Genomic DNA, 22,922 nt, shown 5'->3' with positions numbered 1-22,922 from the left:
AGATATTTATTTAAATTTGCGACGTCACTGCCAGCTCATGAATACATCACGGGTCAGTTCAGTTTCCGGACGCAGGTTTTCGATGCCCTCATAGGGGGTACCTTTGCCGATCTCTGAATGTGGATATTTGGCGATCATCTTCTGGTGGCGCTTTATCATATCCTGAAAAGATGCACCGGCCCAAAGCGAGTAGCCAACCAACGGGTGTTCCTCACGAGGGTCCCGATAGATGTTATAGGTTGGAGCAGCCGCGCCGGGTTGACCAGGGGCAGGAAGGTGCATCTTGAATTCTTGTTTAACGACCGAGCGCAAGACAGGGCCTTCGTAGACATAGACATAGTCACGCCGACCGTTCCCCTCGCCGTTCAACAGTAACGCCGTCTGGTCAATGCCGTCTATCACACGGTCCCTTGGGATAAAGGCGGTGGCTCCGGCAATTCGCGCCATTGTGGTGAAGATATCTGAAACATGAACGATGTCGCCAGCTGCAGTGTTGGGTTCGATCACACCGGGCCAGCGAATGAACGCATCGGTTCTTACTCCGCCTTCAAGATGCTGAGTTTTGCCTCCGCGATAGATTAGTTGGTTCAGGCCGGATGAGCCTTCATAGTGATACATCAGACCATTATCTGCCATCAGAACAACAATTGTGTTGTCTGCCGTGCCGGTTTCTTCAAGCTTGGCCAAGAGATCTCCAATCCATCCATCAAGCAGTTGCAGCTTGTCGGCATGAAACCCGCCATTTCGTGAAATTGCCTGATCCGGGTAGACGAAGTTCAACGGGTACAGCGGCCAGTATTGTAAGAAGAACGGCGCATCCTCGGAGGCTACACGTTCGAGTTGCTCCAGCGCCTGCCGTTGATATCGTTCGTTCATCTCTTCATATTTGGCCTGCGTCCAAACCTCACCGGCTGACATGTCTACTTCCAGGGCGGGCCCACCGGCTTCGGCCTCGACACCGGTGACAAGACCATATGGCTTGAAGCGCTCATCCAGCAGGAACTGATTGTTCTGCCCCTCGGGCACGTAGCCGAGCATGGCGTTGGACCTCATTGCCTCGGGGATCATGAGGCTCAGCTGCACTTGCTGGTGTAGTGGAAATGCGGCCCAGTCGAATCCCTGATTGTGTGGGTACGATTGCTCAATGTCACCTTGGTGCCATTTGCCGATATGCGCCGTATTGTAGCCGACTTGTTTCAGTATCTCCGGCAGTGTCACTTCGCTGGTCGGAAGACCTTCTCCGACCAAAGCCACTTTGACCTCTTCGACACCGGCGCGTATTGGGTGGCGCCCCGTCAGCATGGCGGTACGTGTGGGAGTACAAGAGGGTTCGGTATACATGCGCATCAGCGACATGCCTTCGGTAGCCAACTGATTGATGCTGGGTGTCTCGATCCCCATGACGTAATTCATCTTGCGGTCACCCATCTGACCAAAGCTTACATCATCGATCAAGATGTAGAGGAAATTAGGAGGCTTGCCGCCATTGGCCGCACGAATTTCGGTCAGTTTGGCGTCGACTTCAACGTCTTGCGCATCCCATGCCTCACCAAACTGCGCGCGAAGGAATTCGAACTCGCCGTCATGAACAATCGGGGTTTCCTGAGCAAGCGCGGAGCCGGCACCAATCAACAACGCAGGCAAAATGTATCTAAGTCTCATGTCAAACCTCCAAATCTTTGTTCCGTACCGATTCCGAATCAAGGCCATGCGCCTGCAACCGTCCGTCAATACTGCTGCGCAGGTCCGAAAGGCTTTCTGCCAGATCGGCGAGATAGCGCATCTGAAGAACAGACTGCGACCTTGGCGGCACCGCCAGTTCGGCGAAGACCTCTTTGTAGTCGCGGCAAATTCGATCAAACTCTTGGTCTTTTGCCCGCAGGTCCTGCAGCAGGCGACCCGCTTCGGGAAATTGGGATTCAAAGAACTCATCATCCGTCATTGGCAGCGCCCTTCAGGCATTCGTTTGCCAAGCATGCATCCAACAGAATATGTATTGAACGTATAAAGCCGCATGCTACCGTAGCACCATGGCGACAAACCCTTATTGCGAAAGGATAGTTCTTTGACCGTCAGCATGGACGATCAGGAACAGAATGACACTCAACAGTTCTCGGCCGAGCAGGTGCGCGATGCGTTGGATAGGGTTCAGAAGTCAGATGAATTCAAAGGGTCCGCCCGCATGCGATCTTTTCTGTCTTATGTTGTGATGGAATCGCTCGAGGGTCGTTCCAACGAGATACGCGCCAAAACCATTGCGATGGATGTTTATGGATACGACGCGGATGAGCTATTGAAACGCGAAGGCGTCGTACGCGTGGATGCGGGACGTGTTCGGCGAAAACTCCAAGCTTATTATGAAAGTAATGGGATCGCTGACGAATTGGTAATCTCATTGCCTGTCGGAAGTTACGCACCCGAGTTTTTGCCGGGCTCCAATCGAAGCAGACAACCATTACGCGGAAGGCGACAGGCTTACGCAGTCGTTATCTCGCTTTCACTTCTAGTAGCCGGTATTCTAGTCGGTGTTCTGATCGGCCGCGGTTCGAAATCTGTTGCTCCAATAACTGGCAAAACTGCGATCTACGACGTGTCGCCAGCCCGCGTCGAAGCAATGAACCTAAGCAACGCTGGCCGGGATCTGATTTTTCCGGTTACAGATTTGGCACGCCTTCAACCTGCGTTGTTGATATTCCAAACAGCAATTGAACGAGATCCGTTTTATTACGGGGGGTATGCTGGCGCTTCTCAGGTCGAAACCATGTTCGCCATCATGAAATCTGGCGATCCAGGTTCTGATGAGTTTTTGCACGCGGCCGACAAGAATAGTGCTTATGCTTTGGAATTGGCTCCGGATGCAGCATGGCCGCTTTCAGCGCGAGCCTGGTTTGAATTTGGGGTGGGCAATTACGATAGCGCAGTTCGATTATCCCAACGGGCCGTAGGTTTGGCACCCGATGATTCTCATGTTGCTGAATTCGATGCCTTGATTTCCCTTTATATATCTGATTTTGAACGAGTTTTGTCTCAATCAGCGCGATATAGAGTCCTGGCCCCACAAGGAGGGGGACTTGTATTTGACAATGCATTGGGTGCGGCTCAGTTCCATACGGGAGACTATGCTGCCGCAATCAGGACGTTTGATGAAACAATATCGCGTGGTGGGCCGTTCGGACCAATTTCCGCAGCTTACCTTATGGCAGCCCACTGGAGGAACGGAGAACAAGCAGAGGCACAGCGGCTTGCAAAAGTATTTTCGGACACTTGGCCAAGCTTCCCTCTCGAAGCACTGAAGGCTCGAGTGTTTGTAGACCCACAGCCAGTTCAAGAGCTGATCAGTGCAATGAAGGCTGCGGGTTGGTCAGGAACCATCAGACCCTGATTCTCAAGCAGTAGGATGTGTCACAATCAATTTGCTCAGATTGGAATGACATAAAGACCAGCGTAAAAATGCCAGCGCCATGCCGCGAAGTAGAGTTTGTTTGCGCCGCCCCCGGACTGCGCAGGTGTATCGGTAATAGTCATTTAACGGCCTCCAAGCACAATCGCGCCGCATCCAGAGGGATACGGGCATCTTTGATTTCAATAAAAGGTAATGAAATCAGGCGTGAGGCAGGGCGCGGGTCAAACGCGTGGGATCGAGATCATTGCGCTCGGCAACGCGTTTGGCGATAAATTCGAAAGTTCGCGTTGCTGTGGTCTGTACGAAGCGTGGACAACTGTCTTGAAGCAGAACGGACGTGTTGCTGATGCGGCAAGCTTCGCAATCAACGGTCACTGGTGCGCTGTCACCATCTATATTTCCGCAGATGCCGCTCAACTGCCCGCCTGCTGCGATATAGGCGGTGAGTTCCGGGGTCGTAGACGTGGGAGCTGTCCGATGCGCAAAGCCCTCAGCTATGAGTGCGACTGTCAAAGCAGTCACAATACACCACAGAGAGTTTGGAAGAGAATCCGCACATAACCGTCCCGTAGCCGATCCAACATCGCGATGCCAGTTGGAAGATTTGTATTTCTGTAGTTCTGCTTCTTGGACAACCGGTGAAAAGCGGACGCTCGCGCAAAGCGCAGCATTCGTGACGTTGGGCTCAGAGCGGCCGTCACAGCCGGTGCAGCATTATCCCCTGCCCCACCTCAAACAGAATTCCCGGACGGGCACATACCTGGCGTTCGTGAGCTTGGTTAGCGCCGCAGTGCAGCTTCCCCAAAGCGGTCGTTGACGACCGATCGCAGCATTCGCAAGGTTTGCGTTTCTCGAGCGGTTCCCGGTCGTGGTGGCGTGCTATTGTAAGAGATTGTTGATAGATTCGCCCGCAATGGCCGTCGACGACACGCATATGCTCGTCGAAATGCCACAAACGTACAGCGTTTCACCAGGAGTCAGGTGACTCGGAGGTGCCGACTGAAAAGCCGACAGACGATTGCGACGAAGCAGAATGTCGTCTCGCAGTCGAGCGACCTCTGAAGCAAGCTCAACACCCGGCCATCCAAACTGGCAGGTCGTTGCTCAGTTGAACTCACATAGCGTAGACGAAAGCAGCGCGGCAGCTTGTTGAGAATATTTAATCTGCTGTTTCTCAGGTTAAGCCGCACGGGGCTGACTAGGATCTGTTGAGATTGCACAGCCACCCACAATGGGGCACGGTGTTGTTCAACCTGGAAGAATATTCATGACTTCGGCAAAAACTACTAACCCTTGGCTCATATTGCTGGGCCTTGCGCTTGGCGTCAGCATATCCAACGCCTTTGGCCGCTTTGCATACGGCCTAATTCTACCATCAATGAAAAGTAGCCTCGGCTGGAACCTCACTCAATCTGGTTGGCTAAACACCGCCAATTCGATTGGCTACATAATGGGTGCAATCCTAACACTTTTCCTGATCCGCCATATTTCGCCGTCACGGCTGTTTGCTGGCGGCACTGTGGCGACCGCACTGTGTCTGTTAATAACCGGGTTAAATGAGGACCTCGTATTTCAAACCGCTTGTCGTACATTGGTCGGGTTGTTCGGCGCTCTTTCCTTTGTATCAGGCGGCGTTCTGGCGGCATCGCTGTTCCAGAACTGCGCCCGAAGGAATGCACTGGCTATCGCCTTGTACTTTGGCGGCGGCGGTGGGTTTGGTATCGCCTTATGTGGCGCAACCCTTCCGACTATGCTGGACGTTTTCGGGCCGCAATTCTGGGACTGGGCGTGGATCGGAGTTGGGATTGCAGCTCTGATCATTTGTCCATTTTCCGTTTGGGCGTCCACAAAGCTAAACAAAGCCGAGCACGACGCAGCGCTTCCTTCCATTCCTCCGGTGCGCAGGATGTTAGGCGAACTCGGCGGATACGCGCTGTTTGGGTTGGGTTACATAGTCTACGTAACTTTTATCGCTGTCTGGATGAAGGAGCAGCATTCCAGTGTCCTGTTGACCACGGCAACGTGGATGATCCTTGGATTCAGCATTATGGCGTCGCCATTTGTTTGGCGTGGGATATTAGCCCGCTTCGCTTCTGGGACGCCATTGGCGTTGATCTTAGCCGGCGTCGCTTGTGGTTCAGCCCTGCCGATCCTTGTTCCAAACGGATATGGATTGATCATGTCGGCGCTCGTGTTTGGGCTGTCGGTCTTTATGCCGCCCAGTGCTGTCACCAGCTTTGTCCGCCAGAATCTGGATCAGCAGGATTGGGGTGCAACCGTAAGCTTTTTTACAGTTGTTTTCGCTATCTCACAAACACTCGGACCGATCGGAGCCGGCGTCATCGGAGACATAACCGGAGAAATTGGAGATAGCCTTGTAGTGGCCTCTGCCGTCCTGCTGGTGGGTGCCCTTTGTGCTGCGATGCAAAAACCACTCGGGCGTGCGGTGGCGTAACCGTCCTGTTCCGAACTGCGCTCATTCACTACAACAGACTAGGTGGGTTCTGACTGCGCGAAGAATAGCGCTCTGGTCACTCCAGCGCGGGTCTGCTTCAGGCCATTGCCTCATAGTGCGGGATCCAGAACTTCGTCTCTATCGCCGCTTTCAGGTCATTTTCTGAGGATTTATGCGCAACCCCGTCCGATTGCGCCTGTTGACCAACGGCAAATGCAATAGCTTTGCTGACCTGGCGAATGTCCTCCACATCGGGCAGCAGGCTTGCGGTGCGATCGGACTTCGCAGGCGATAATGCAGCCAAGGCCTCGGCGGCGGCCATGAACATTCCATCAGTGACTCGGCGCGCTCCTGCCGCCAGCACACCCAAGCCCATACCCGGGAAAATGTAAGAATTATTGCATTGCGCGACATGGTGCGTCTTGCCGTTGTAGACAACGGGATCAAACGGGCTTCCGGTGGCGACTATTGCAAGGCCACCTGACCAGTCGATAATATCTGCGGGCGCGGCCTCAATTCGTGATGTCGGGTTCGACAGCGGCAGCACGACAGGATGATCAGTCTGAGCCGCCATTGCACGGATGATTTCTTCAGAGAACAAGCCTGCCTGACCGCTGACACCCACCAAAATATTGGGTTTGGCCTGATTAATCACATCCAGCAGGGAAATTTCACCATTGGACCAGCTCCCCACTTTGTTGAGGGGTTGGACAACCTGCTTCTGGAACGGCAGAAGATCTGTCATCGCATCGGTTAACAGGCCATTCCGATCCACCATGTAGACGCGCTCACGCGCCTCGGTTTCGGATAGTCCTTGCCGGATCATGAGTTGAACTAATTGTTCTGCGATACCCACTCCCGCTGATCCCGCTCCAAGAAACGCGATGGTAGCGTCCTTTAGCGGAATGCCGGTGACATCTGAGGCAGCCAGCAAAGTGCCTGCCGTTACCGCAGCCGTGCCCTGGATATCATCATTGAATGTACAGAGCTGATCGCGATACCGCGCAAGCAGGGGTGCCGCATGTTGCTGTGCAAAATCCTCGAATTGCAGCAACACATCCGGCCACTTGCGCTTTACCGCCTGCACAAAAAGATCGACGAACTCGAAATAGTCATCCCCGGTGATGCGCTCATGACGCCAGCCGATATAAAGGGGATCTTCCAGCCGTTCCTGATTGTTGGTGCCGACGTCCAATACCACCGGGAGCGTTACAGACGGGCTTATCCCGCCTGCAGCGGTATAAAGCGAGAGCTTTCCGATCGGAATTCCCATACCGCCCGCGCCTTGATCACCCAAACCCAAAATCCGCTCTCCGTCGGTAACGACGATGGCTTCGACAGAGGGCAGGATGGCGTTCTCAAGTATGTCATCGATTCGGTCACGCTCTGGGTACGAAATGATAAATCCGCGTGGGTGATCATAGATTTCACTGAACTGTTTGCAGGCGTCACCCACAACGGGTGTGTAAATTATCGGCATCATCTCGGTCAGATGCCGCACCAACAGAGCGTAGAACAGAACCTCGTTGTCATCCTGCAGGCCACGCAGATAGACATGCTTGTCCAGCGGTGTCTCTTCGCGCTCAAAGGCGGCATAGGCACGATCTACCTGGGCTTCGAGCGTTTCGATGTGTGGCGGAAGAAGGCCTAGCAATCCGAGCTTATCTCGTTCGTGTAGAGAAAAGGCAGTACCTTTGTTCAAGAGTGGGTTTGTCAAATACTGTAAATTTACAGGACCGGAATCGACCATAGGTTACCCTTTCGGATCGGCACGCACTGTTTGCACGCGACGTCCAGTAAAGTCAGCATTATAAGACGGCAATTGCAACGAACTTAGAGCACGGTTGCATTTAATCATCCTGCATAGAAGTGCCTAAGTATTGTTACTCTCTGCACTTAGGATGCTGTCGGCCGAAGCGCCTGCAGACAGATTGGCGTCTGAAAATGATCTGGTTTCTGGAAGTTCAAGATGCAGAGAAGACGTATGATCAATTTCTATTCGACCGTTGGTCAGAGTGTAATCCAGGACGTGTCCTCCTTTGTTCAGATCGCTGGAAATAAAGTGTAGGTGGTAACCCGGGACGCCGATCCCGACGGCATAATCCGGGCATCGAAAACCCAGAATTGTCCCCTCGACGTTGTTCAGCTCAAACTCAGCCTGCGTATTTACAACCTCCAGCAGAGGTTTGTATGGTTTCTCCTGCCGTAGGACGTTTCTGTATTTTATGTGTTTAATGTTGCCGGTAAATCGAACGGCATAGAACAGGTTTCTTGCCTCTGCCAAAGCATCAAGCTGGGCCTCAAGAGCATCCTTTTGTGTTTCTCTGTCCAAAGATCGATAAACCGCTGGTTCGAAATTGATGACGGCAGCATAAGGTGTCAGAGCCTTATCGCTTGCGACCGAAGCATTGCCATTCCCGTCGAGGCGATAGGCAACGCCATCCAACACGATCATTTCTCCGTCGAGCGCATTGAACGTACCCAGGCCGAAGTTTCCATGTTCCAGCAGCTGTTCGATGGAAACGGTCCCGTCGTAAACGCCCTGCATGACTGCGCTCAGCAACGAAGCCTGATAATACTCATGTGCATGTCTTTCCGATTGGAAACCCAGTTCTCTGGAGTGACTAGCCAGAGCCGTTGCAAAAGTAAGCTCTTTATCTTGTCGCATGCTGTTTCACCAATCTATCTGCCTGGCGTCTATACATTTTCGACCATTCGAAACTGTCTTGCTTTCAAGTATCGCGGGCCTCTCGAGATCGGGCAACACAAGAGATTATTTGATAGTTTACAGCTTCATAGGGCATTACAAAGATGATCGTGGGATTGCGCCGGGATAACCGATCATCATGAGAACGCCACGGACAATGCCGCGCCGGAAGGGCTTTCACTTTCCCTGCGAGATCATCGCCTAAGCCGTATGGGCTTATCTCCGTTTCGCCCACAGCACGGCCACTGTCGAGTATTTGCTTGCTGAGCGCAGTGTAATCGTCAGCCCGGAAACTGCCCGGCAATGGGTTTACCGCTTTGGCCGTCATTTCGCCGACTGCATCAAGCGGGACCGGCCAAAGGCGACCGACAAATGGCATTTACAAGGAGTTGTTTACCGATTAACGGTTGGAAATGCTGGCTCTGGCGGGCAGTGGATGCGAATGGGAATACCCTTGATATTCTTGTCTAACCACAGCGAAACGCCAAGGCGGCAAGGCGTTTTAAAAGCGATTGATCTCGCAGTTCGGCAAACCCCGTGTCGTGATCACGGATAAGTTGAGAAGCTATTTCAGGCCAATCTACGATCTTGCGCCGCACGCGGATCACCATCGACATGATCTCACCATCTGCGTTCCGTCTCAGGAACCTTTTTGCTGCGCGGTGATCGCTCACGGCTTTATCGCTATCTGACACATAGCCCTAGCGGCGCTTTTTGCGCTCCCCTGCCCTGCTGCAGATGTCGACGAAATGAAGGCTGAATTTCGTTCCTGGCCGCTTGCTGACAAGATGAAATACATGACGCCGGATGGGCTTAGATCACACGCTCAAGATGCCCACGACCTACGGAAACTGAACCGCGCAAGACCACAAAATCGGTTATTGCCGTGACGAGTTTTGCGCTGCCAGCTAGTCAATTTCATGTGTCTCATCAGCGGGTTTCCGCTCTGTTACCGTCCCCATAACAGACCCGTATTCAAATGTTCGGTTGGCTACGGGAATTCCCGAATAGTTAGTTCAGTTTTAGGTTGCTACTCCGCCCCGACGGCAACGCAGGACAGAAAGACGATCTATGAAAATTGCAGATATTGGCAATTCTGAACTGGATCTCTGGCAATCTGGGGAAGCTCTTCTTCTGGAAATTTGCCAAAAGTTTGGATTTGAAAACGCCTCCTACGCCCACATCGACAAGCATCATAATGTCGTTCATGGCTGCACTACATTTCCAGAGGAATGGGCCAAGTATTACGTCGACAACAATCTCGTTTTGGCCGATCCCCTCATTCGTTTCGGCGCCCAAATTATCGCACCAATCGACTGGGCAGTGTTCGACGACCAAGCCGACTATGCAGCGCTTTTTCAAGCGGCCAGAAGGTTTGGAGTGGGGCAAAACGGTCTTTCCATTCCAGTGATCAACCCTTTTGGCGAGCGCGGCGTGTTTACCGTCACGTCCAATATGGCTCGTCCTGAGTGGAGCGCCTTGATCGCGAAAAAGCTCCCTGCCCTACGCCAGGAAGCGCAGGTCCTGCATCTGCTTGCCCTCGATGTCATAGAAACCGTATTCAACTTTCCATCGGATTCACTGTCTGCGGATGAACTGGATGTGTTGAAGATGTTCGCGTCGGGTTTGAAACCGACTGTCATTGCCAGGAAAACGCGGCACGCTTCGAGAACGATCAATGTTCTGATTGCCTCCATCACTACCAAGCTCAAGAGTCGGACGATCGAACAGGCGGTTGCCCGAGCTGTCAGTACCGGTATCCTCAAATGGAGCGATTTCTTTGCCGACCCCGTGGCAGAAATAGTCAATCCAGAACGTCAGCGGCTGTGCGGTGGGATCGTCCGTTGGGGCGGCAGGTCCCATGAGTTGATCGCCTTTGACGACGGCAGACTCGCTCGAAACACTGATAGTTTTCGGTCCGCCCAAATCACAGACCTCGCGAGAGAGTTCAACTTGAGTTCAAAAAAGATGGTCGAAGAACTTGGGTGTAACCGTGATCAAAGGTTGTGGGTCAGGTATCTTTGAATTCGCATTGAAAAAGCGCAGAGGCGCAAATTACACATAATTTCTCTTACCCGGGTTCGGCTTGCGCAGTCTTGAGCCGAGAGATTGTGGATCTGCTCACACCCAGCATACGACCGATCTCTGCCGCAGTCTTGCCCATCGATAGCAGGGAAATCGCCTCTTCGCGTTCCGTTGCGCTCAGTTTTTGCGGTCGTCCTTTACTCAGGCCGAAGGATTTGGGCCGATCTTCCACTGCACGGCTTTCCAGGTCAGCCAACCCAAGCTCATAGTCGATGACTCCGCCTAGTACTTCCAAGACCATACTCGCGCGCCCGTCTGCGGTATTGATCCAGGGTTCAGACATTGACCGAAATGCCGCTCCTTTTTCGTGAAGCCGTTCTAACAGATTGAATAGCTCTGCGATCGAGTCAGCAATCGCAGACAGACGAGACACGACGATTACGTCACCAGCCGAAACATCCGCCAGAAATTCCTCCAGCGTTTCGCCTCGGTTGGTCCCGTCCTGCGCGGTATCGCTCCATATGCGGTCGCATCCCTGACGCTTGAGCTCGCTGAGTTGAACCTCACTTCGGTACCATTTCGATGATACCCGCGCATATCCGATTTTTACCATTTTAAATCAGTCTCGTAGGATTGGATCACAGTAGTTCTTGACTTTTGCACGCATTTATGACCGTTTTATTGCACGCAGTTCTGCACGACAATAGCGCTGAATCTGTGCAATGACAATCGCCGCAGCGAATGACCGGGACGAAATGCAGCATTCTCTTACAGAAGCTACAAAGGATTCCAGCCTCTACAACGAGGACCTGGCCCCCGTTCCTATCGAGAAGCGCGATTGGGGTTGGTTTGAGCTCTTCAATGTCTGGGCCAACGATGTTCAATCGCTGTTTGGGTATACATTGGCGGCGTCGCTGTTCCTGACTTACGGGCTGAATGGCTGGGCGGTGTTTGCGGGTATCGTGTTGGCGGGATTCATTGTCATGGGGCTCGTCAACCTGATCGGCAAACCCAGTGTCAAATATGGAATTCCATTTGCTGTAATGGCACGAGCCAGCATGGGTGTTCGCGGGGCGAATTTCCCTGCCCTCATCCGGGCTGTCGTGGCTATCTTCTGGTACGGTGTACAAACATATTTTGCATCGACTGCACTTGCCTTGGCCATGGTCGCACTGATCGGGGAAAATGGCCCTGCAATCTTTCTGGGCCTCAGCGTCATCGAGTGGGGTGCCTTTCTGGCAGTCTGGGCCTTTCAGATTGCACTTTTCTGGAACGGTATCGATCCGATTGTCGGTTTTCTCAATTTCGCTGGCCCATTTGTGTATGCGGTGATGGTGGCGCTGGCGATCATGATCTGGGTCGAAGTCGGCAACGATCTCTGGCTGGAGGTCGGCACTATTTTCCGCGGAACCGGCGACTACAAGGGCAACTCACTTGGCGCATTCACTGCAGTCGTGGGCACAATGACCGCCTATTTTTCGGCCGTGGTGATCAATTTCGGCGATTTTTCCAGGTTCGTACGGTCAGAAGATGAAATGCGAAAGGGTAACCTGATCGGTCTACCGATCAATATCGCCTTCTTTTCCCTGATTGCTTTGATTGTAACGGCAGGTACTGTCGCAATCTGGGGCGAGGCGTTAACCAACCCGACCGCTATAATTGCAAGGGTCGATTCCTTGCCACTAACACTCCTGGCGGCGGCGACATTTCTGGCCGCCACGGTCGGCATCAACCTCGTCGCCAACTTCATACCACCCGCATACGATCTGGCGAACCTTATGCCCAGTCGGATCAATTTCCGCGTTGCCGGGATAATTACCTCGGCCTACGCGCTGGTGATTGGCGGGCTTTGGGTATCGACGATCAGCCAGATCGGTATCTTGGGGTTTGTGAACACATTAGGCGCCGTTCTGGCACCTGTTTATGGGATCATCATCGCAGATTTTTATCTGGTGAAATCCGGTGAGCTGGACGTTGATCAGCTTTTTTCGGCGGCCCGCGACGGCCCCTATTTCTACAGTAACGGATGGAATATGGCCGCGATCGTGTCGTTCATCCTTCCGGCTACATTTTCGGTACTCACAGTCTGGGTTCCCATGCTGAATACGCTGTCAGGCTTTGCATGGGTGATTGGCGCAGGATTTGGAGGTGTTTTCTACTGGGCAATTGCAAAGCGCTGATAGGCTGAGACATCCACCAGTTTGATGCCTACGGGCAAATCAACCGATTGCAGATACATGCAATCGGACTGGATTGATTTGTCTCTGACAACAAGCCGACACGGGAACGAACGTCGCAACCCTGCGACGGAAACGGTTCAGGCCACAAACCCTGAATCGATGGGCGGCTATTGCCGCAAATCTTGGGGGCTTTCCCCCCGAAAGCAAAATGGGAGGACCATTATGGTAACCGCAGAAACAACTGCAAAAAATGCAAGTACTACAGATCCGGAAGGTGACACGCTAAATCCGGTCACGCCCAATGAAAAAACCTGGGGCGCGTTTGCAATTTTCAACATCTGGGCCAACGATGTTCAATCACTGTTTGGCTATTCGCTAGTTGCGTCGCTCTTTATATCCTACGGCGTTGGGGGTTGGACAGCTTTCCTGGCACTCATCTTCGCGGGGCTGTTCGTTATGTGGATGGTGAACCTATCCGGCGCGCCCGGAGAAAAATACGGTATCCCCTATCCGGTTCTGGCGCGCGCCAGTATGGGCACAACCGGATCCAAGCTACCGGCAGTATTGCGGGCCACAGTCGCTGTCTTCTGGTATGGCGTTCAGGTCTATTTCGCTTCGACCGCCCTTTCATTGTTGATCCGTTCGATAACAGGCATCAGCGGTGGTGCAGAGATGTTAGGGTTGACGGGCATCGACTGGCTTGCCTTTCTCCTCGTTTGGGTGTTCCATATCGTCATTTTCTGGCGCGGCATGGGTTGGGTCGAGACATTCCTGAACTTTGCCGGACCATTCGTCTATGCGGTGATGATAGGCTTGGTCATCGTGCTATGGCAGCGCGCGGACGGGCAGCTTCTGAGCGCAACCGCGACCATCTTCGCCAACCCAGAAGGAACCTTTGGATCTGAAGTTAAAGGCTTCATCGCCATATTCGGAACTATGGTTGCCTATTTCTCAGCCGTGATGATCAACTTCTCGGACTTTTCGCGCTATTCCCGCGACAAGGCATCCATGAAGGCCGGTAATCTTGCCGGTTTGCCGCTGAACATGATCCTTTTTTCGGCATTGGCGCTTTTGACGACTGGCGGTGCCGCCGTGGTCTTTGGTGAAGAAATCATCAACCCGACCGAGATCGTCGAGAAGACCGACAGCGTTCTGCTGGCCATCATCGCAGCGATTACCTTCTTCGCTGCAACCGTTGGCATCAATCTGGTCGCGAACTTCATTCCGGCGGTGAATGGCATAGCCAACCTGGCCCCTGGTAAGATCAGCTTCCGTCAGGCAGGTCTGGCCACTTCAGTCTTTGCCTTGGTAATTGGCGGTCTTTGGACGGCCATTATCTCGAATATCGGCATTGCTGGGTTCGTGAACACGCTCGGTGCGACGCTGGCTCCGATCTTTGGGATCATGATCGTAGATTACTACAAGATTCGGAAGGAAGAGCTGAATGTGGACGACCTCTACAACATGGAAGGCGGTGCCTACCATTATGGTAACGGTTGGAATGACTCGGCACTAATTGCCTTTGGTTTTGCTTCAGTATTCTCGGTGGCTACTGTTTGGGTGCCAGCACTGGGGATTCTGTCAGGATATGCTTGGATCATCGGTGCGATACTTGGCGGTGTTATCTATAATGCTATGGCCAAGAAGAACACTTAGTATTTGAGAAAATAGATGGCGGGCGGCGCGCCGCCTGCCATCAGGTATTGAGGTTGTTGACAGTGGCTCTGACCAAAAGCTGCCTGCAATGGAGTGCTAAAGAGATCGCAGTATGGCGCATTTGGAGCTTTTTGCATGGATCAGGGATCTATAACGGTGCGGAATGCCACAACGAAAATCTGGCGCCTGGTCCAACCCCCGATACCTGGGCATCAAAAAAGCTGTCAGTAGAACCCATCAAATTGTAACACCCCGCCATCAATCGTTGCCCACCGCAATAGTCCCACTTGCCTTCCCTACCAATCCACTTATGAAGTTCAATCAGTTGACCTAGGGGAAAGATTGCAATGCGCATGCGCGATACGTTCATCAAACCGATGCACCCGGAAGGTATTCGGTTTGTCGCGATCTTTGCCGCCATTACTTTCGGTCTGTTTATCCTGTCTAACATTCTGGGCTGGATTGGTGTCGGCCTCACGATCTGGTGCTACTATTTCTTTCGCGACCCGGAACGCGTGCCACCCACAGGAGAAGGGTTGATCGTCAGCCCAGCGGACGGGGTGGTTTCGCTGATCGAAGCGGCGGTGCCGCCGAACGAGCTTGGGATGCCTGACACGCCTCTCACCCGTGTCAGTGTGTTCATGAGTGTCTTCAACTGTCATGTGAACCGCACGCCAATTGAAGGTGAGATTACCGCTGTTGCATATCGCCCCGGCAAATTTTTCAACGCATCCCTGGACAAGGCCAGTGCTGATAATGAGCGCAACAGCCTGCGCATTCGTATGAAAAACGGTCAGAATCTGGCTGTTGTCCAGATTGCCGGCCTAGTGGCCAGACGGATCGTCTGCTTTGTGAAGCCAGGCGCAGCGATGCAAACTGGAGAACGATTTGGATTGATCCGCTTCGGGTCGCGGCTGGATGTTTATCTTCCTGATGGCATGGTCCTACAAGTGCGTGTAGGGCAAACGATGATTGCGGGCGAAACCGTCCTTGCCAGTTTGCCCACGCCTGAAGAAAAGTAGGTAACTGGATCAGTGGAAAAACCACCCAAACAGGAAGAGACCGAGTTTGCGCTGATCCATTTGTTGCCGAATGCATTGACCATAACGGCCATATGCGCGGGCCTGTCAGCAATCAGATTTGGCGTTCAGGGCAATTACGTGCTCGCTGTCCAGTTGATAATTGCCGCCTGTGTGCTGGATGGGCTGGATGGCCGTATTGCGCGCCTTCTCAGCAGTGACAGCAAACTGGGGGCCGAACTGGACTCACTTGCAGATTTCTTGAACTTCGGGGTCGCCCCACCGCTCGTTCTTTATTTCTGGGCCTTGCAGGATATACGCAGTGCGGCTTGGATTGCGGTTCTGTTTTTTGTGGTGTGCTGCGTCATGAGACTTGCCCGGTTCAATGTGGGCAGCAAATCCGAAACCTGCGATCTTGATGGGGCCTATTTCGAGGGAGTACCCGCCCCTGCAGGGGCGCTGCTTGTCATGTTGCCAATGTATCTGTCCTTCGCCTTCGCCGATGCCCCTTTGCTGCCCAGTATATTGATTTGCCTTTATATGGTGATCATCGGTCTTCTGCTTATCAGCCAAATACCGACCTGGTCATTCAAGACGACGCGAATCTCGCGCGAGAACGCAAAGTTTTTTCTCATCGGTGTCGCTGTTGCGGGGGCCGCATTGCTGACTTTCGCCTGGGCTACGTTGATTGTGCTTTGTTTCGGATATGTGGGCACGGTCGCCTGGGCGTGGCTCGACAGGGGAATACCTTCTAACCGTTAAGGACTCGATATGGACATCAAAGCCGTTCAAACTTCCTATGCTCGCTGGGCCCCCATCTACGACAAGACGTTTGGGGCAGTTACCAATGTCGGGCGGCAGCAGGCGGTTGATTTTATCAATAGACGTCCAGGCAAAGTTCTGGAGGTTGGCGTCGGCACCGGACTTTCGCTGGAACATTACGGGCCCGAAACGCAAGTGACCGGAATCGATTTCAGTGAGGACATGCTGCAAAAGGCGCGCGACAAAGCAAAAGACCTATCGCTGAACCATGTTGTCGAGCTGAGGCAAATGGATGCCCGCACGCTTGATTTTCCCGACAACTATTTCGATACGGTTGCGGCAATGCACGTGCTATCCGTCGTACCGGAACCGGAAAGGGTAATGGCGGAAATAGCGCGGGTCTGTAAACCGGGTGGAAAAGTAGTGATTACCAACCATTTCCAACGAAAGCGGGGGTTGCTCGCATCCTTGGAACGCGCGATTGCTCCGGTCGCAAATACGATTGGCTGGCATTCTGATTTCGATATTGAAACAGTTCTGCAAGAGGATGCGCTTGCCGTAGAGGAGCAAAGAACCCTTCCACCTCTGGGGATGATGACATTTTTGGTACTGAAAAAATCAGTTCTCACGTAACGGTTCGGTGAAAGAACTTGGTACGGCTGCAAACAGGAAACTGAGAAACACCAGCTTTCCTCGATATTTAAACAAAATTTAGCTTACGATGCTTCTTCGTGTAGCCACAACGCTTTGCTACCAAACCGTTTTGCGGTGTCTTCAGCTTTTTACGGTGTGTTTTCATTGCTGTTGCTCAATTTCTTCGCGAATTTCGATGCAGGGGTTGCTACTGTCCTCGGATCTCCATGGCCGTCGTAGGCACAACCCGCCAGAAACCGGCTCACATCGGCATCAACATCGGTGAGCAGATCTGGCCGCAGTTTCTCGCCCACATGTTCCGTGGCCACCTCCGCTGCGGGGATATCGCCGGTTTCCGGATCAAGCCCGATATGCAGCTTGCGCCAGGCTTTGCGGGCTTTCCTGATGCCGTGCTTTTCTTCATGCCAACCGTCGCCGCTACGCATTTTCAGACCCGTGATGTCCACTATGAGGGTGATCGGCTTACTTGCGTCGAGGTGACGCCCAGTTCTGCACAACACCTTCAGAAATCCAGACCCTCACGCCACCTCGACGCCGGAGACTTTCGTTGTAACCCGAGCAATGGGGTCGTTCTCAATTACCTATACACAGCGGTTTTCAGAGAAACCGCCGCTAGTTTCTATGACCTTGCGTGTCCCGGGAGCGAGAGAGTCATTTGAAACCCGCGAGGAATCGGATTGAGCCAATTAGAGCGGTATATCTGCACGCTTACTCTGACCCTCAGATCACACGCGGCTCGGCGCCCGGGAATAGCAACTGCAAATTTGACTTTGCGTCAGGCAGATATTTTTAAACATGACTAATAAATACCACATTTACTGATCAGGTTTGCAGGCGAAGGTTGTGACGCTTAATGGTAAACGGTTATGGACGGATCAAGACTAGGTGATGTTTCACTGGGGCACATCACAGGAACATTGAAGTGGTTTTCGGCTAAAAAAGGCTATGGCTTTTTAACCTGCTCTGTGACCGGCAAGGATGCTTTGCTGCATCAAAGTGCGCTGCACGATTTCGGCCAGACCTCAATCGCCACTGGATGCACGGTAGAGGCACTGACACGCGAAGCGACAAAGGGGTTCCAAATTGTCGAAATCCTGCGCATCCAGTCAGAAGCCGCCCCCGCAGCGACGAAGCAGAATGGCAATGCCTCCCGGCAGATAGCCTCGACCTCGGTTCTGCCGGCCAGGGTCAAGTGGTTTAGTCAGGAAAAGAACTATGGGTTCGTCAATGTTTTCAATGACGGCAGGGACTGTTTTTTGCACGCAAACACACTAGCAGAAGCCGGTCTTGGATTGGTGAGCGTCGGAGAGGCATTGGGCGTTGAGGTGAGCGATGAACCCGGCGGCAGAGTTGTGGTTTCGGTTCAGGCCTGGACATGAAATAGTCCCGAGGATAGTCGGCAGCCAAAGTGCATCGCAAACACGGATTTAGCGCCCGAAAATTGCCCAGGCCCATCTTCACCGCCAAAGCTGTGGGGCCTTACGGCGCGCCGAACTTCACCACCGAAATCACCACGTTGTCCTGATCAGGATGGTTCAACTTTGTCAAAGCCCCCATCAGGTTTTGCGCGATAGCAGCGCTGTGCTTTTCGCAATCTTGCGTGACAACATCCAAAATTTCATCATTGCGTAGAAATTGAAGGCCATCGGAGGCGACGATCAGAATATCGTCGGCACAAAGTATCATCGGATCAGCGGGGCAATCCAATTTGGCAATATCCCCGCCATATACGACAGATATAAGCGTGTTCCGATCGGGATGGCAGCGCGCGGCTTCTGGGTCCATCATTCCCAGTTTCGCCATCATATCTATCTGAGGCGCCATCGAGTGATCCTCATTCAGCTGCATCAGCTTTTGGTCACGCCAGAGATAGAGCGGCGAGTCCCCAATCGAAAGCCAAAACACACGATCTTGGATGCAGACCAGCGCAACCAAAGTCGCCCCCATGCCTTTGGTTTTTTGCTCTTTGATGCTGGCGAGGCGAACTTGGCTATTTGCCTCTTGGGTCGCGCGATGAAGGAAATCTGTCACCTCAGCATTCGATGACTCACAGCTCAGGCCGGCGGATCTCCAGCAGTTCATCACCGCATGGACGATGAGGTTCGATGCAACATCACCTGCTGCGTGCCCCCCCATACCGTCGGACAGAACAATAATTCCGAAATCGGATCCGGCCGGGATTTCGGTCAGAATGGCATCTTCCTGATAGTCACGTGCGCCCTGGTTGATCGCTATCGCAACGTCAAACAATTCGACAGCACGTTCCCGTGCCAGATGTTTTAAGGCATTTCCAATCTGCATAAGAAATCTCTCCGAAAGTGAAAGAAGAAAACCCTTCCAAATAAATTCTGTACTTTCCTGCAGTGCTGGGGCTTCTCAATGATCTGGACCAAAACATGAAAGGCGACAATCAAAGCTCCAGTGCGACCGCTACTGGCGGTTCAGGCGCCACCCTATACCACAGGTCATGAAGGCATCAGGGATTGAGCGGCAGATCCACAGCCTGCAATTCTCCATCTCGGGCAATTGTCAGCTGCGCAAGTTCCACACCATTTTTGGTCAGTTCCTCAAATACGCGCGCAATGTCGTTTTCACCTTCAACCGCGATTTGCGAAGCGGCTTCGGACACAACAATGTCGCCGACGCGGACAGGCACGACGGATGATGGTGCGCGCAGAACCTTGGTGATCCACTTCCCATTTCCCTGACTGACGGTAATGAACTGAGTGCCATTGGCCAGTTCGACCACATGTCCGATCTGGACGTTTAAGGTCTGTTCGGTAACCGGACTGTCCGCGTCGGTTCTAATCCGCAAGTCCACAGATATTTGACCGCTATCCGATGCGGTCTGACTGGACTGGATCGCACGAATAATTGAGGCGTCATCCACTACCAGATTGCCATTTACCACATAAATGATTGTTCCGGATTTCAGCCATTCCGTTGCCGCTTGATCAAGATCAGAGCGCACAAGTGTGACCATGGAAAAGCTGCCCTGTGGCTGCGCAGTTGTGACAGTCGTGAAAGGCAAATCAACGGCGGGGCCGGTCCAACTGATCCAATTTACGCCGGGCGAAGCCGGGGCAGGAGTTTCAACTTCTGCCACGGGCTCGACAGCGGCAGGCGTGGCCTCGACCGCCGTCGCAACCACAGTTTCTTTGGCCTGTTCGGCGACTACTGGCACATTGGTTTCAGCAACCATCGTTTCACCCTGCCCGGATTCTCCACTCTGACTGAAATAATAGCCGGCGCCTCCGACCAGTCCGATGGCGATAAGCGCGACCAGGGCAATGGGACCCGACCGACCACGCGATGGTTTCTTGTTGACTGAGACCGTATCGTTGAATTCGACAGCAGATTCCAAAACGGGCTTTGCTTCGATCGGCATCTTTTCTTCCATCGCGTCCTGCCATTCCTGCACGGACTTGAATCTGTCTTCGGGCGGGATGCTGAGAGCGCGATCTATCGCCCTAAGGAAAGCGGGGCGATAACCTTCTACAGCGCCTTCTAGTGGATCGTAACAATCCGTTCCGTTCTGGGCCAAGGCAGCAAGACGGGTTTGGCTATCCTGCGGAGCGGACCCTTTGATGACATGGTAAAATGTAGCGGCCAAAGCGTAAAGATCGCTGGATTGATCCTGCTCACCGCCCTGCAGATAGAACTCCTGTGGTGAATACCCTTCTTTGACGACACGCAACATCGACATGGCCCGGTCGGATTTAGCTGCACTTTCGCGCGCGGCACCAAAGTCGATCACCACGGGCTCGCCATCCTTGTCGATTAAGATATTATCCGGGGAGATATCCCGGTGAAGCATGCCCTTACTGTGTATGAATCCAATCGCCTTGAGCGTGGTGCGCAGCAGGTTTTTCACTTCTTCCGGAGGTAGGATGCCGCGCTCTTCGATCGTATCCAGAAGGTCTTTGCCTTCGATGAAATCGATCGCCATATAGGCGGTTTCGTTGTCCCGGAACACCTGGTGCACACCCGCGATGTTCGGATGCACAAGCTTCGACTGATTGCGCGCTTCTGTTTCGAACGACCTGACAAGTGCCTCATAGGAAGACGTATGAGACTGTGAACGGGGACGAACGGCCGTTTGACTCCGTCTGCAGATTGCCTCGGGAAAGCACTCTTTGATCACGACCGTGCGCTCAAGGCTGTCTTTGGCCAAGTAGGTGATGCCAAAACCGCCGCTGTTGAGAAATCGAATAATCGTGTATTGGCCGGCCAATAGCCGGGTGCCCGGAGCGAGTTCGTCCGGGAAATGTTCGTTTGAGTGGACTGGTTGTACCATTGGAAATATTTACCCTACCTTGGTCAGCTGGTTCCGGTGCCGGCCTATTGTTGCTCACAAAATCTGTACAAAAGTGGTGTCAGGAACCTGGGGATGATGCTTTACTCTCCCCATGCGGTTACTCCGGCATCGGGCCGTTCTAGTTCGCTCCAAACTTCGACACGGCGGTTTTTAGCACGGCCAATCGAGTTGGTGTTGCACGCGACCGGGGCCATTTCCCCGTAACCACGCACCTCGACCAAAGTGCCATTTGGTTCGATGGTTTTGTTCAGCTCTTGGAGCACCTTTTTGGCGCGCGCCAACGAAAGCTGACGGTTTTTGCCAAAGCTGCCGCCGGCATCGGCAAAACCGGCCAAAACGATCTTATAGGGTTCGACATCCCGGATATATTCAGCAATTCGGGCGATATCCCGCTTCGCCTTGTTGTCCAGGCTGGACGAGCTGGGCGCAAAACGGAACGTCGTTGAAAGGCGCCTGGTCGCTAATTTTTCCGCAACATAGGACCGTATCTCAGCCGAATTTGCCGAAACCGCCATGGCTTCGATGCTCGCCTTCAGCTGTTCGAACTTTGCGTCCTCTTCCTGTTCGACAACAGACAGGCTTGTGACCCCGGACTTTGAAACCAGCCCGTCAATTTCAGGACTATCCAAAAAGGACACCAAAGCTGTGGTAAAGCTTCCGGAATCGCGACCGTTATAGGCGGTCACCCGATTTTGTAGCCCATATTCTTCGGTTTTCATCGAAAACTGGTTTGGCAGATGGACAATGCCACATTCGCTGAGCAGAGGCACCGCCCTCGCATCGCGGATCGTAGAATACCGCATGACACCAAAGCCATACAGGTCGGATTCGATTGCACGGGAAAGTGCGCGATCAGAATTTACGATTTCGGCACCGGGGGACAACTCACGCCCAAATGGTGACAGGATCAAACCCTCAATTCGGTGAAACGCCCCAGAGGATTTGGGCAGCGAGTAGACGTTGATATTTTGATCTGGGCCGCCGAGCTGTTTCCAGTTGGTAATTTCACCGGACAATATCTGCGAAATCTGATCAACCGTCAGAGCCTTCGTGCCATTTCCAGGATTGACCGAAGCCGTATAGCCATCAACCGCCAGCACATGCTCTTGCTGCAAAGCTGTAAGATCGCCAAGACCACTCTTCCTGGCCTTTCGGTACAATTCAGCTGAAACCGGCTCTTCGCTGATAATCAAATCGCTCTGACCGGCAATGAGAGACTCGAACAAGTCCTGCCCGGTTGCTTCTTTGACAAGGATATTGTGAACCGGTTCAGCCGCGTCATCGGTGATCAGGATATCAAAGGCCTTTCGTCCTCCGATCGTCGAAACCTTGCCGGCATCTGTGTCAAATCCGTGCTGCTCTCCCAATGGTACACCCTGCAGATCAAAGGTGTCCGAGAACAGTTCCCGCTCGGAGGCAAACCCATCTACGACAAGAGGAAGGAGGATATCCGCCAGACCTCCTGCGCCAGAAACCACCATGTCGGTATCCGAAGGCAAACTTTTCGGGCAGCCTGAACCCTGACAAAGAAATTCAGACGCGTTCAGAGAAAGCACACCAACATTGGAACGGACAATGAATTTCCCTGGCTGGATATCTACCAGCTCACCTGTCACCGACCTGGACCCGTTTTTCGCGGTCAGCGTGACATTCTGCGCATGCCCCAAAGAAGCAATGACCACAAAGCCTGCTGCAGCTGCGTATTTGGACAAACTCATCATACTCGTCTAAAACCCCGGATAA

Annotated in this window: 18 protein-coding genes and 2 pseudogenes; 10 read left to right on the top strand and 10 right to left on the bottom strand. The window is 53.0% G+C overall.

Going from position 1 to position 22,922, the window contains the following annotated elements; all coding sequences use genetic code 11:
- Positions 1–24: 24 nt before the first annotated feature.
- Together AC2FLB_RS09055 and AC2FLB_RS09050 are read right to left on the bottom strand one after the other, a co-directional pair.
- Positions 25–1,662 (bottom strand): sulfatase-like hydrolase/transferase, encoded by a 1,638-nt coding sequence (locus AC2FLB_RS09055; RefSeq protein WP_142639693.1) that lies wholly within the window; start codon positions 1,660–1,662, stop codon positions 25–27.
- Between the two features lies 1 nt (position 1,663).
- Positions 1,664–1,942, bottom strand: coding sequence for a hypothetical protein (locus AC2FLB_RS09050; protein WP_142639695.1), 279 nt, complete (start codon positions 1,940–1,942; stop codon positions 1,664–1,666).
- A 135-nt stretch (positions 1,943–2,077) separates the two neighbouring features.
- Between AC2FLB_RS09050 and AC2FLB_RS09045 the strand changes: the two genes are divergently transcribed.
- Positions 2,078–3,382, top strand: a complete 1,305-nt coding sequence (locus tag AC2FLB_RS09045) for a tetratricopeptide repeat protein (protein WP_496709105.1) — start codon at positions 2,078–2,080, stop codon at positions 3,380–3,382.
- A gap of 900 nt (positions 3,383–4,282) precedes the next feature.
- Here the strand turns inward: AC2FLB_RS09045 and AC2FLB_RS09040 are convergent.
- A pseudogene (locus tag AC2FLB_RS09040) lies at positions 4,283–4,489 on the bottom strand (isochorismatase family protein); the annotation flags it as partial.
- A 145-nt stretch (positions 4,490–4,634) separates the two neighbouring features.
- Here AC2FLB_RS09040 and AC2FLB_RS09035 point away from each other — a divergent pair.
- Positions 4,635–5,858 carry a YbfB/YjiJ family MFS transporter gene (locus tag AC2FLB_RS09035; protein WP_496709104.1) on the top strand — a complete coding sequence of 408 codons (1,224 nt, stop codon included), beginning with the start codon at positions 4,635–4,637 and terminating at the stop codon, positions 5,856–5,858.
- Between the two features lie 97 nt (positions 5,859–5,955).
- On the opposite strand, the gene AC2FLB_RS09030 is transcribed toward AC2FLB_RS09035, so the two are convergent.
- Complete coding sequence (locus tag AC2FLB_RS09030; protein WP_496709103.1) at positions 5,956–7,608, bottom strand: NAD-dependent malic enzyme; 1,653 nt, start codon at positions 7,606–7,608, stop codon at positions 5,956–5,958.
- Between the two features lie 123 nt (positions 7,609–7,731).
- Entirely contained in the window at positions 7,732–8,526 is a 795-nt protein-coding gene (budA, locus tag AC2FLB_RS09025; protein ID WP_496709102.1) for an acetolactate decarboxylase, read from the bottom strand.
- A gap of 178 nt (positions 8,527–8,704) precedes the next feature.
- Here budA and AC2FLB_RS09020 point away from each other — a divergent pair.
- Positions 8,705–9,182: pseudogene (locus AC2FLB_RS09020) on the top strand (IS6 family transposase); the annotation flags it as partial.
- Positions 9,183–9,636: 454 nt separating this feature from the next.
- Positions 9,637–10,590 (top strand): helix-turn-helix transcriptional regulator, encoded by a 954-nt coding sequence (locus AC2FLB_RS09015; RefSeq protein WP_496709101.1) that lies wholly within the window; start codon positions 9,637–9,639, stop codon positions 10,588–10,590.
- A 46-nt stretch (positions 10,591–10,636) separates the two neighbouring features.
- On the opposite strand, the gene AC2FLB_RS09010 is transcribed toward AC2FLB_RS09015, so the two are convergent.
- The gene (locus AC2FLB_RS09010) at positions 10,637–11,203 is read right to left on the bottom strand and encodes a recombinase family protein (protein WP_496691418.1); all 567 of its coding nucleotides are present in this window, start codon (positions 11,201–11,203) and stop codon (positions 10,637–10,639) included.
- Positions 11,204–11,312: 109 nt separating this feature from the next.
- On the opposite strand from AC2FLB_RS09010, the gene AC2FLB_RS09005 reads away from it, so the two are divergent.
- The 5 genes from AC2FLB_RS09005 (at position 11,313) to AC2FLB_RS08985 (ending at position 16,840) form a co-directional block, all read left to right on the top strand.
- The gene (locus AC2FLB_RS09005; RefSeq protein ID WP_496709100.1) at positions 11,313–12,770 is read left to right on the top strand and encodes an NCS1 family nucleobase:cation symporter-1; all 1,458 of its coding nucleotides are present in this window, start codon (positions 11,313–11,315) and stop codon (positions 12,768–12,770) included.
- 222 nt (positions 12,771–12,992) lie between these two features.
- Positions 12,993–14,426 carry an NCS1 family nucleobase:cation symporter-1 gene (locus tag AC2FLB_RS09000; protein WP_496691416.1) on the top strand — a complete coding sequence of 478 codons (1,434 nt, stop codon included), beginning with the start codon at positions 12,993–12,995 and terminating at the stop codon, positions 14,424–14,426.
- 347 nt (positions 14,427–14,773) lie between these two features.
- The gene (locus AC2FLB_RS08995) at positions 14,774–15,448 is read left to right on the top strand and encodes a phosphatidylserine decarboxylase (protein WP_496709099.1); all 675 of its coding nucleotides are present in this window, start codon (positions 14,774–14,776) and stop codon (positions 15,446–15,448) included.
- A gap of 12 nt (positions 15,449–15,460) precedes the next feature.
- A complete protein-coding gene (gene pssA, locus AC2FLB_RS08990) occupies positions 15,461–16,207 on the top strand; it encodes a CDP-diacylglycerol--serine O-phosphatidyltransferase (protein ID WP_496709098.1) in 747 nt (248 codons plus the stop codon).
- A 9-nt stretch (positions 16,208–16,216) separates the two neighbouring features.
- Positions 16,217–16,840, top strand: coding sequence for a class I SAM-dependent methyltransferase (locus tag AC2FLB_RS08985; protein ID WP_496709097.1), 624 nt, complete (start codon positions 16,217–16,219; stop codon positions 16,838–16,840).
- Between the two features lie 149 nt (positions 16,841–16,989).
- Here AC2FLB_RS08985 and AC2FLB_RS08980 read toward each other — a convergent pair whose 3' ends face one another.
- Complete coding sequence (locus AC2FLB_RS08980; RefSeq protein WP_496709096.1) at positions 16,990–17,286, bottom strand: hypothetical protein; 297 nt, start codon at positions 17,284–17,286, stop codon at positions 16,990–16,992.
- Between the two features lie 441 nt (positions 17,287–17,727).
- On the opposite strand from AC2FLB_RS08980, the gene AC2FLB_RS08975 reads away from it, so the two are divergent.
- On the top strand, positions 17,728–18,240 hold the full coding sequence (locus tag AC2FLB_RS08975) for a cold shock domain-containing protein (RefSeq protein ID WP_496705331.1): 513 nt from the start codon (positions 17,728–17,730) through the stop codon (positions 18,238–18,240).
- 100 nt (positions 18,241–18,340) lie between these two features.
- Here the strand turns inward: AC2FLB_RS08975 and AC2FLB_RS08970 are convergent, their stop codons facing one another.
- The 3 genes from AC2FLB_RS08970 to AC2FLB_RS08960 form a co-directional block, all read right to left on the bottom strand.
- Positions 18,341–19,162 carry a PP2C family protein-serine/threonine phosphatase gene (locus AC2FLB_RS08970; RefSeq protein WP_496709095.1) on the bottom strand — a complete coding sequence of 274 codons (822 nt, stop codon included), beginning with the start codon at positions 19,160–19,162 and terminating at the stop codon, positions 18,341–18,343.
- Between the two features lie 175 nt (positions 19,163–19,337).
- Positions 19,338–21,158: a serine/threonine protein kinase gene (locus AC2FLB_RS08965; protein WP_496691409.1), complete on the bottom strand. Its 1,821-nt coding sequence runs from the start codon at positions 21,156–21,158 to the stop codon at positions 19,338–19,340.
- A 101-nt stretch (positions 21,159–21,259) separates the two neighbouring features.
- On the bottom strand, positions 21,260–22,897 hold the full coding sequence (locus AC2FLB_RS08960; protein ID WP_496709094.1) for an OmpA family protein: 1,638 nt from the start codon (positions 22,895–22,897) through the stop codon (positions 21,260–21,262).
- Positions 22,898–22,922 lie beyond the last annotated feature (25 nt).

It is taken from the genome of Ruegeria sp. CDSA236 (assembly GCF_059611285.1).
Note: the sequence above shows the minus strand (reverse complement) of the source record. Positions and strands in the feature narration are given on the sequence as shown.

Bases quoted from the DNA above. Each gene is read 5' to 3' on its own strand.
- AC2FLB_RS09055 (WP_142639693.1), bottom strand. From the start codon at position 1,662: ATGAGACTTAGATACATTTTGCCTGCGTTGTTGATTGGTGCCGGCTCC.
- AC2FLB_RS09050 (WP_142639695.1), bottom strand. From the start codon at position 1,942: ATGACGGATGATGAGTTCTTTGAATCCCAATTTCCCGAAGCGGGTCGC.
- AC2FLB_RS09045 (WP_496709105.1), top strand. From the start codon at position 2,078: ATGGACGATCAGGAACAGAATGACACTCAACAGTTCTCGGCCGAGCAG.
- AC2FLB_RS09035 (WP_496709104.1), top strand. From the start codon at position 4,635: ATGGGGCACGGTGTTGTTCAACCTGGAAGAATATTCATGACTTCGGCA.
- AC2FLB_RS09030 (WP_496709103.1), bottom strand. From the start codon at position 7,608: ATGGTCGATTCCGGTCCTGTAAATTTACAGTATTTGACAAACCCACTC.
- budA (WP_496709102.1), bottom strand. From the start codon at position 8,526: ATGCGACAAGATAAAGAGCTTACTTTTGCAACGGCTCTGGCTAGTCAC.
- AC2FLB_RS09015 (WP_496709101.1), top strand. From the start codon at position 9,637: ATGAAAATTGCAGATATTGGCAATTCTGAACTGGATCTCTGGCAATCT.
- AC2FLB_RS09010 (WP_496691418.1), bottom strand. From the start codon at position 11,203: ATGGTAAAAATCGGATATGCGCGGGTATCATCGAAATGGTACCGAAGT.
- AC2FLB_RS09005 (WP_496709100.1), top strand. From the start codon at position 11,313: ATGACAATCGCCGCAGCGAATGACCGGGACGAAATGCAGCATTCTCTT.
- AC2FLB_RS09000 (WP_496691416.1), top strand. From the start codon at position 12,993: ATGGTAACCGCAGAAACAACTGCAAAAAATGCAAGTACTACAGATCCG.
- AC2FLB_RS08995 (WP_496709099.1), top strand. From the start codon at position 14,774: ATGCGCATGCGCGATACGTTCATCAAACCGATGCACCCGGAAGGTATT.
- AC2FLB_RS08985 (WP_496709097.1), top strand. From the start codon at position 16,217: ATGGACATCAAAGCCGTTCAAACTTCCTATGCTCGCTGGGCCCCCATC.
- AC2FLB_RS08980 (WP_496709096.1), bottom strand. From the start codon at position 17,286: ATGCGTAGCGGCGACGGTTGGCATGAAGAAAAGCACGGCATCAGGAAA.
- AC2FLB_RS08975 (WP_496705331.1), top strand. From the start codon at position 17,728: ATGGACGGATCAAGACTAGGTGATGTTTCACTGGGGCACATCACAGGA.
- AC2FLB_RS08970 (WP_496709095.1), bottom strand. From the start codon at position 19,162: ATGCAGATTGGAAATGCCTTAAAACATCTGGCACGGGAACGTGCTGTC.
- AC2FLB_RS08965 (WP_496691409.1), bottom strand. From the start codon at position 21,158: ATGGTACAACCAGTCCACTCAAACGAACATTTCCCGGACGAACTCGCT.
- AC2FLB_RS08960 (WP_496709094.1), bottom strand. From the start codon at position 22,897: ATGAGTTTGTCCAAATACGCAGCTGCAGCAGGCTTTGTGGTCATTGCT.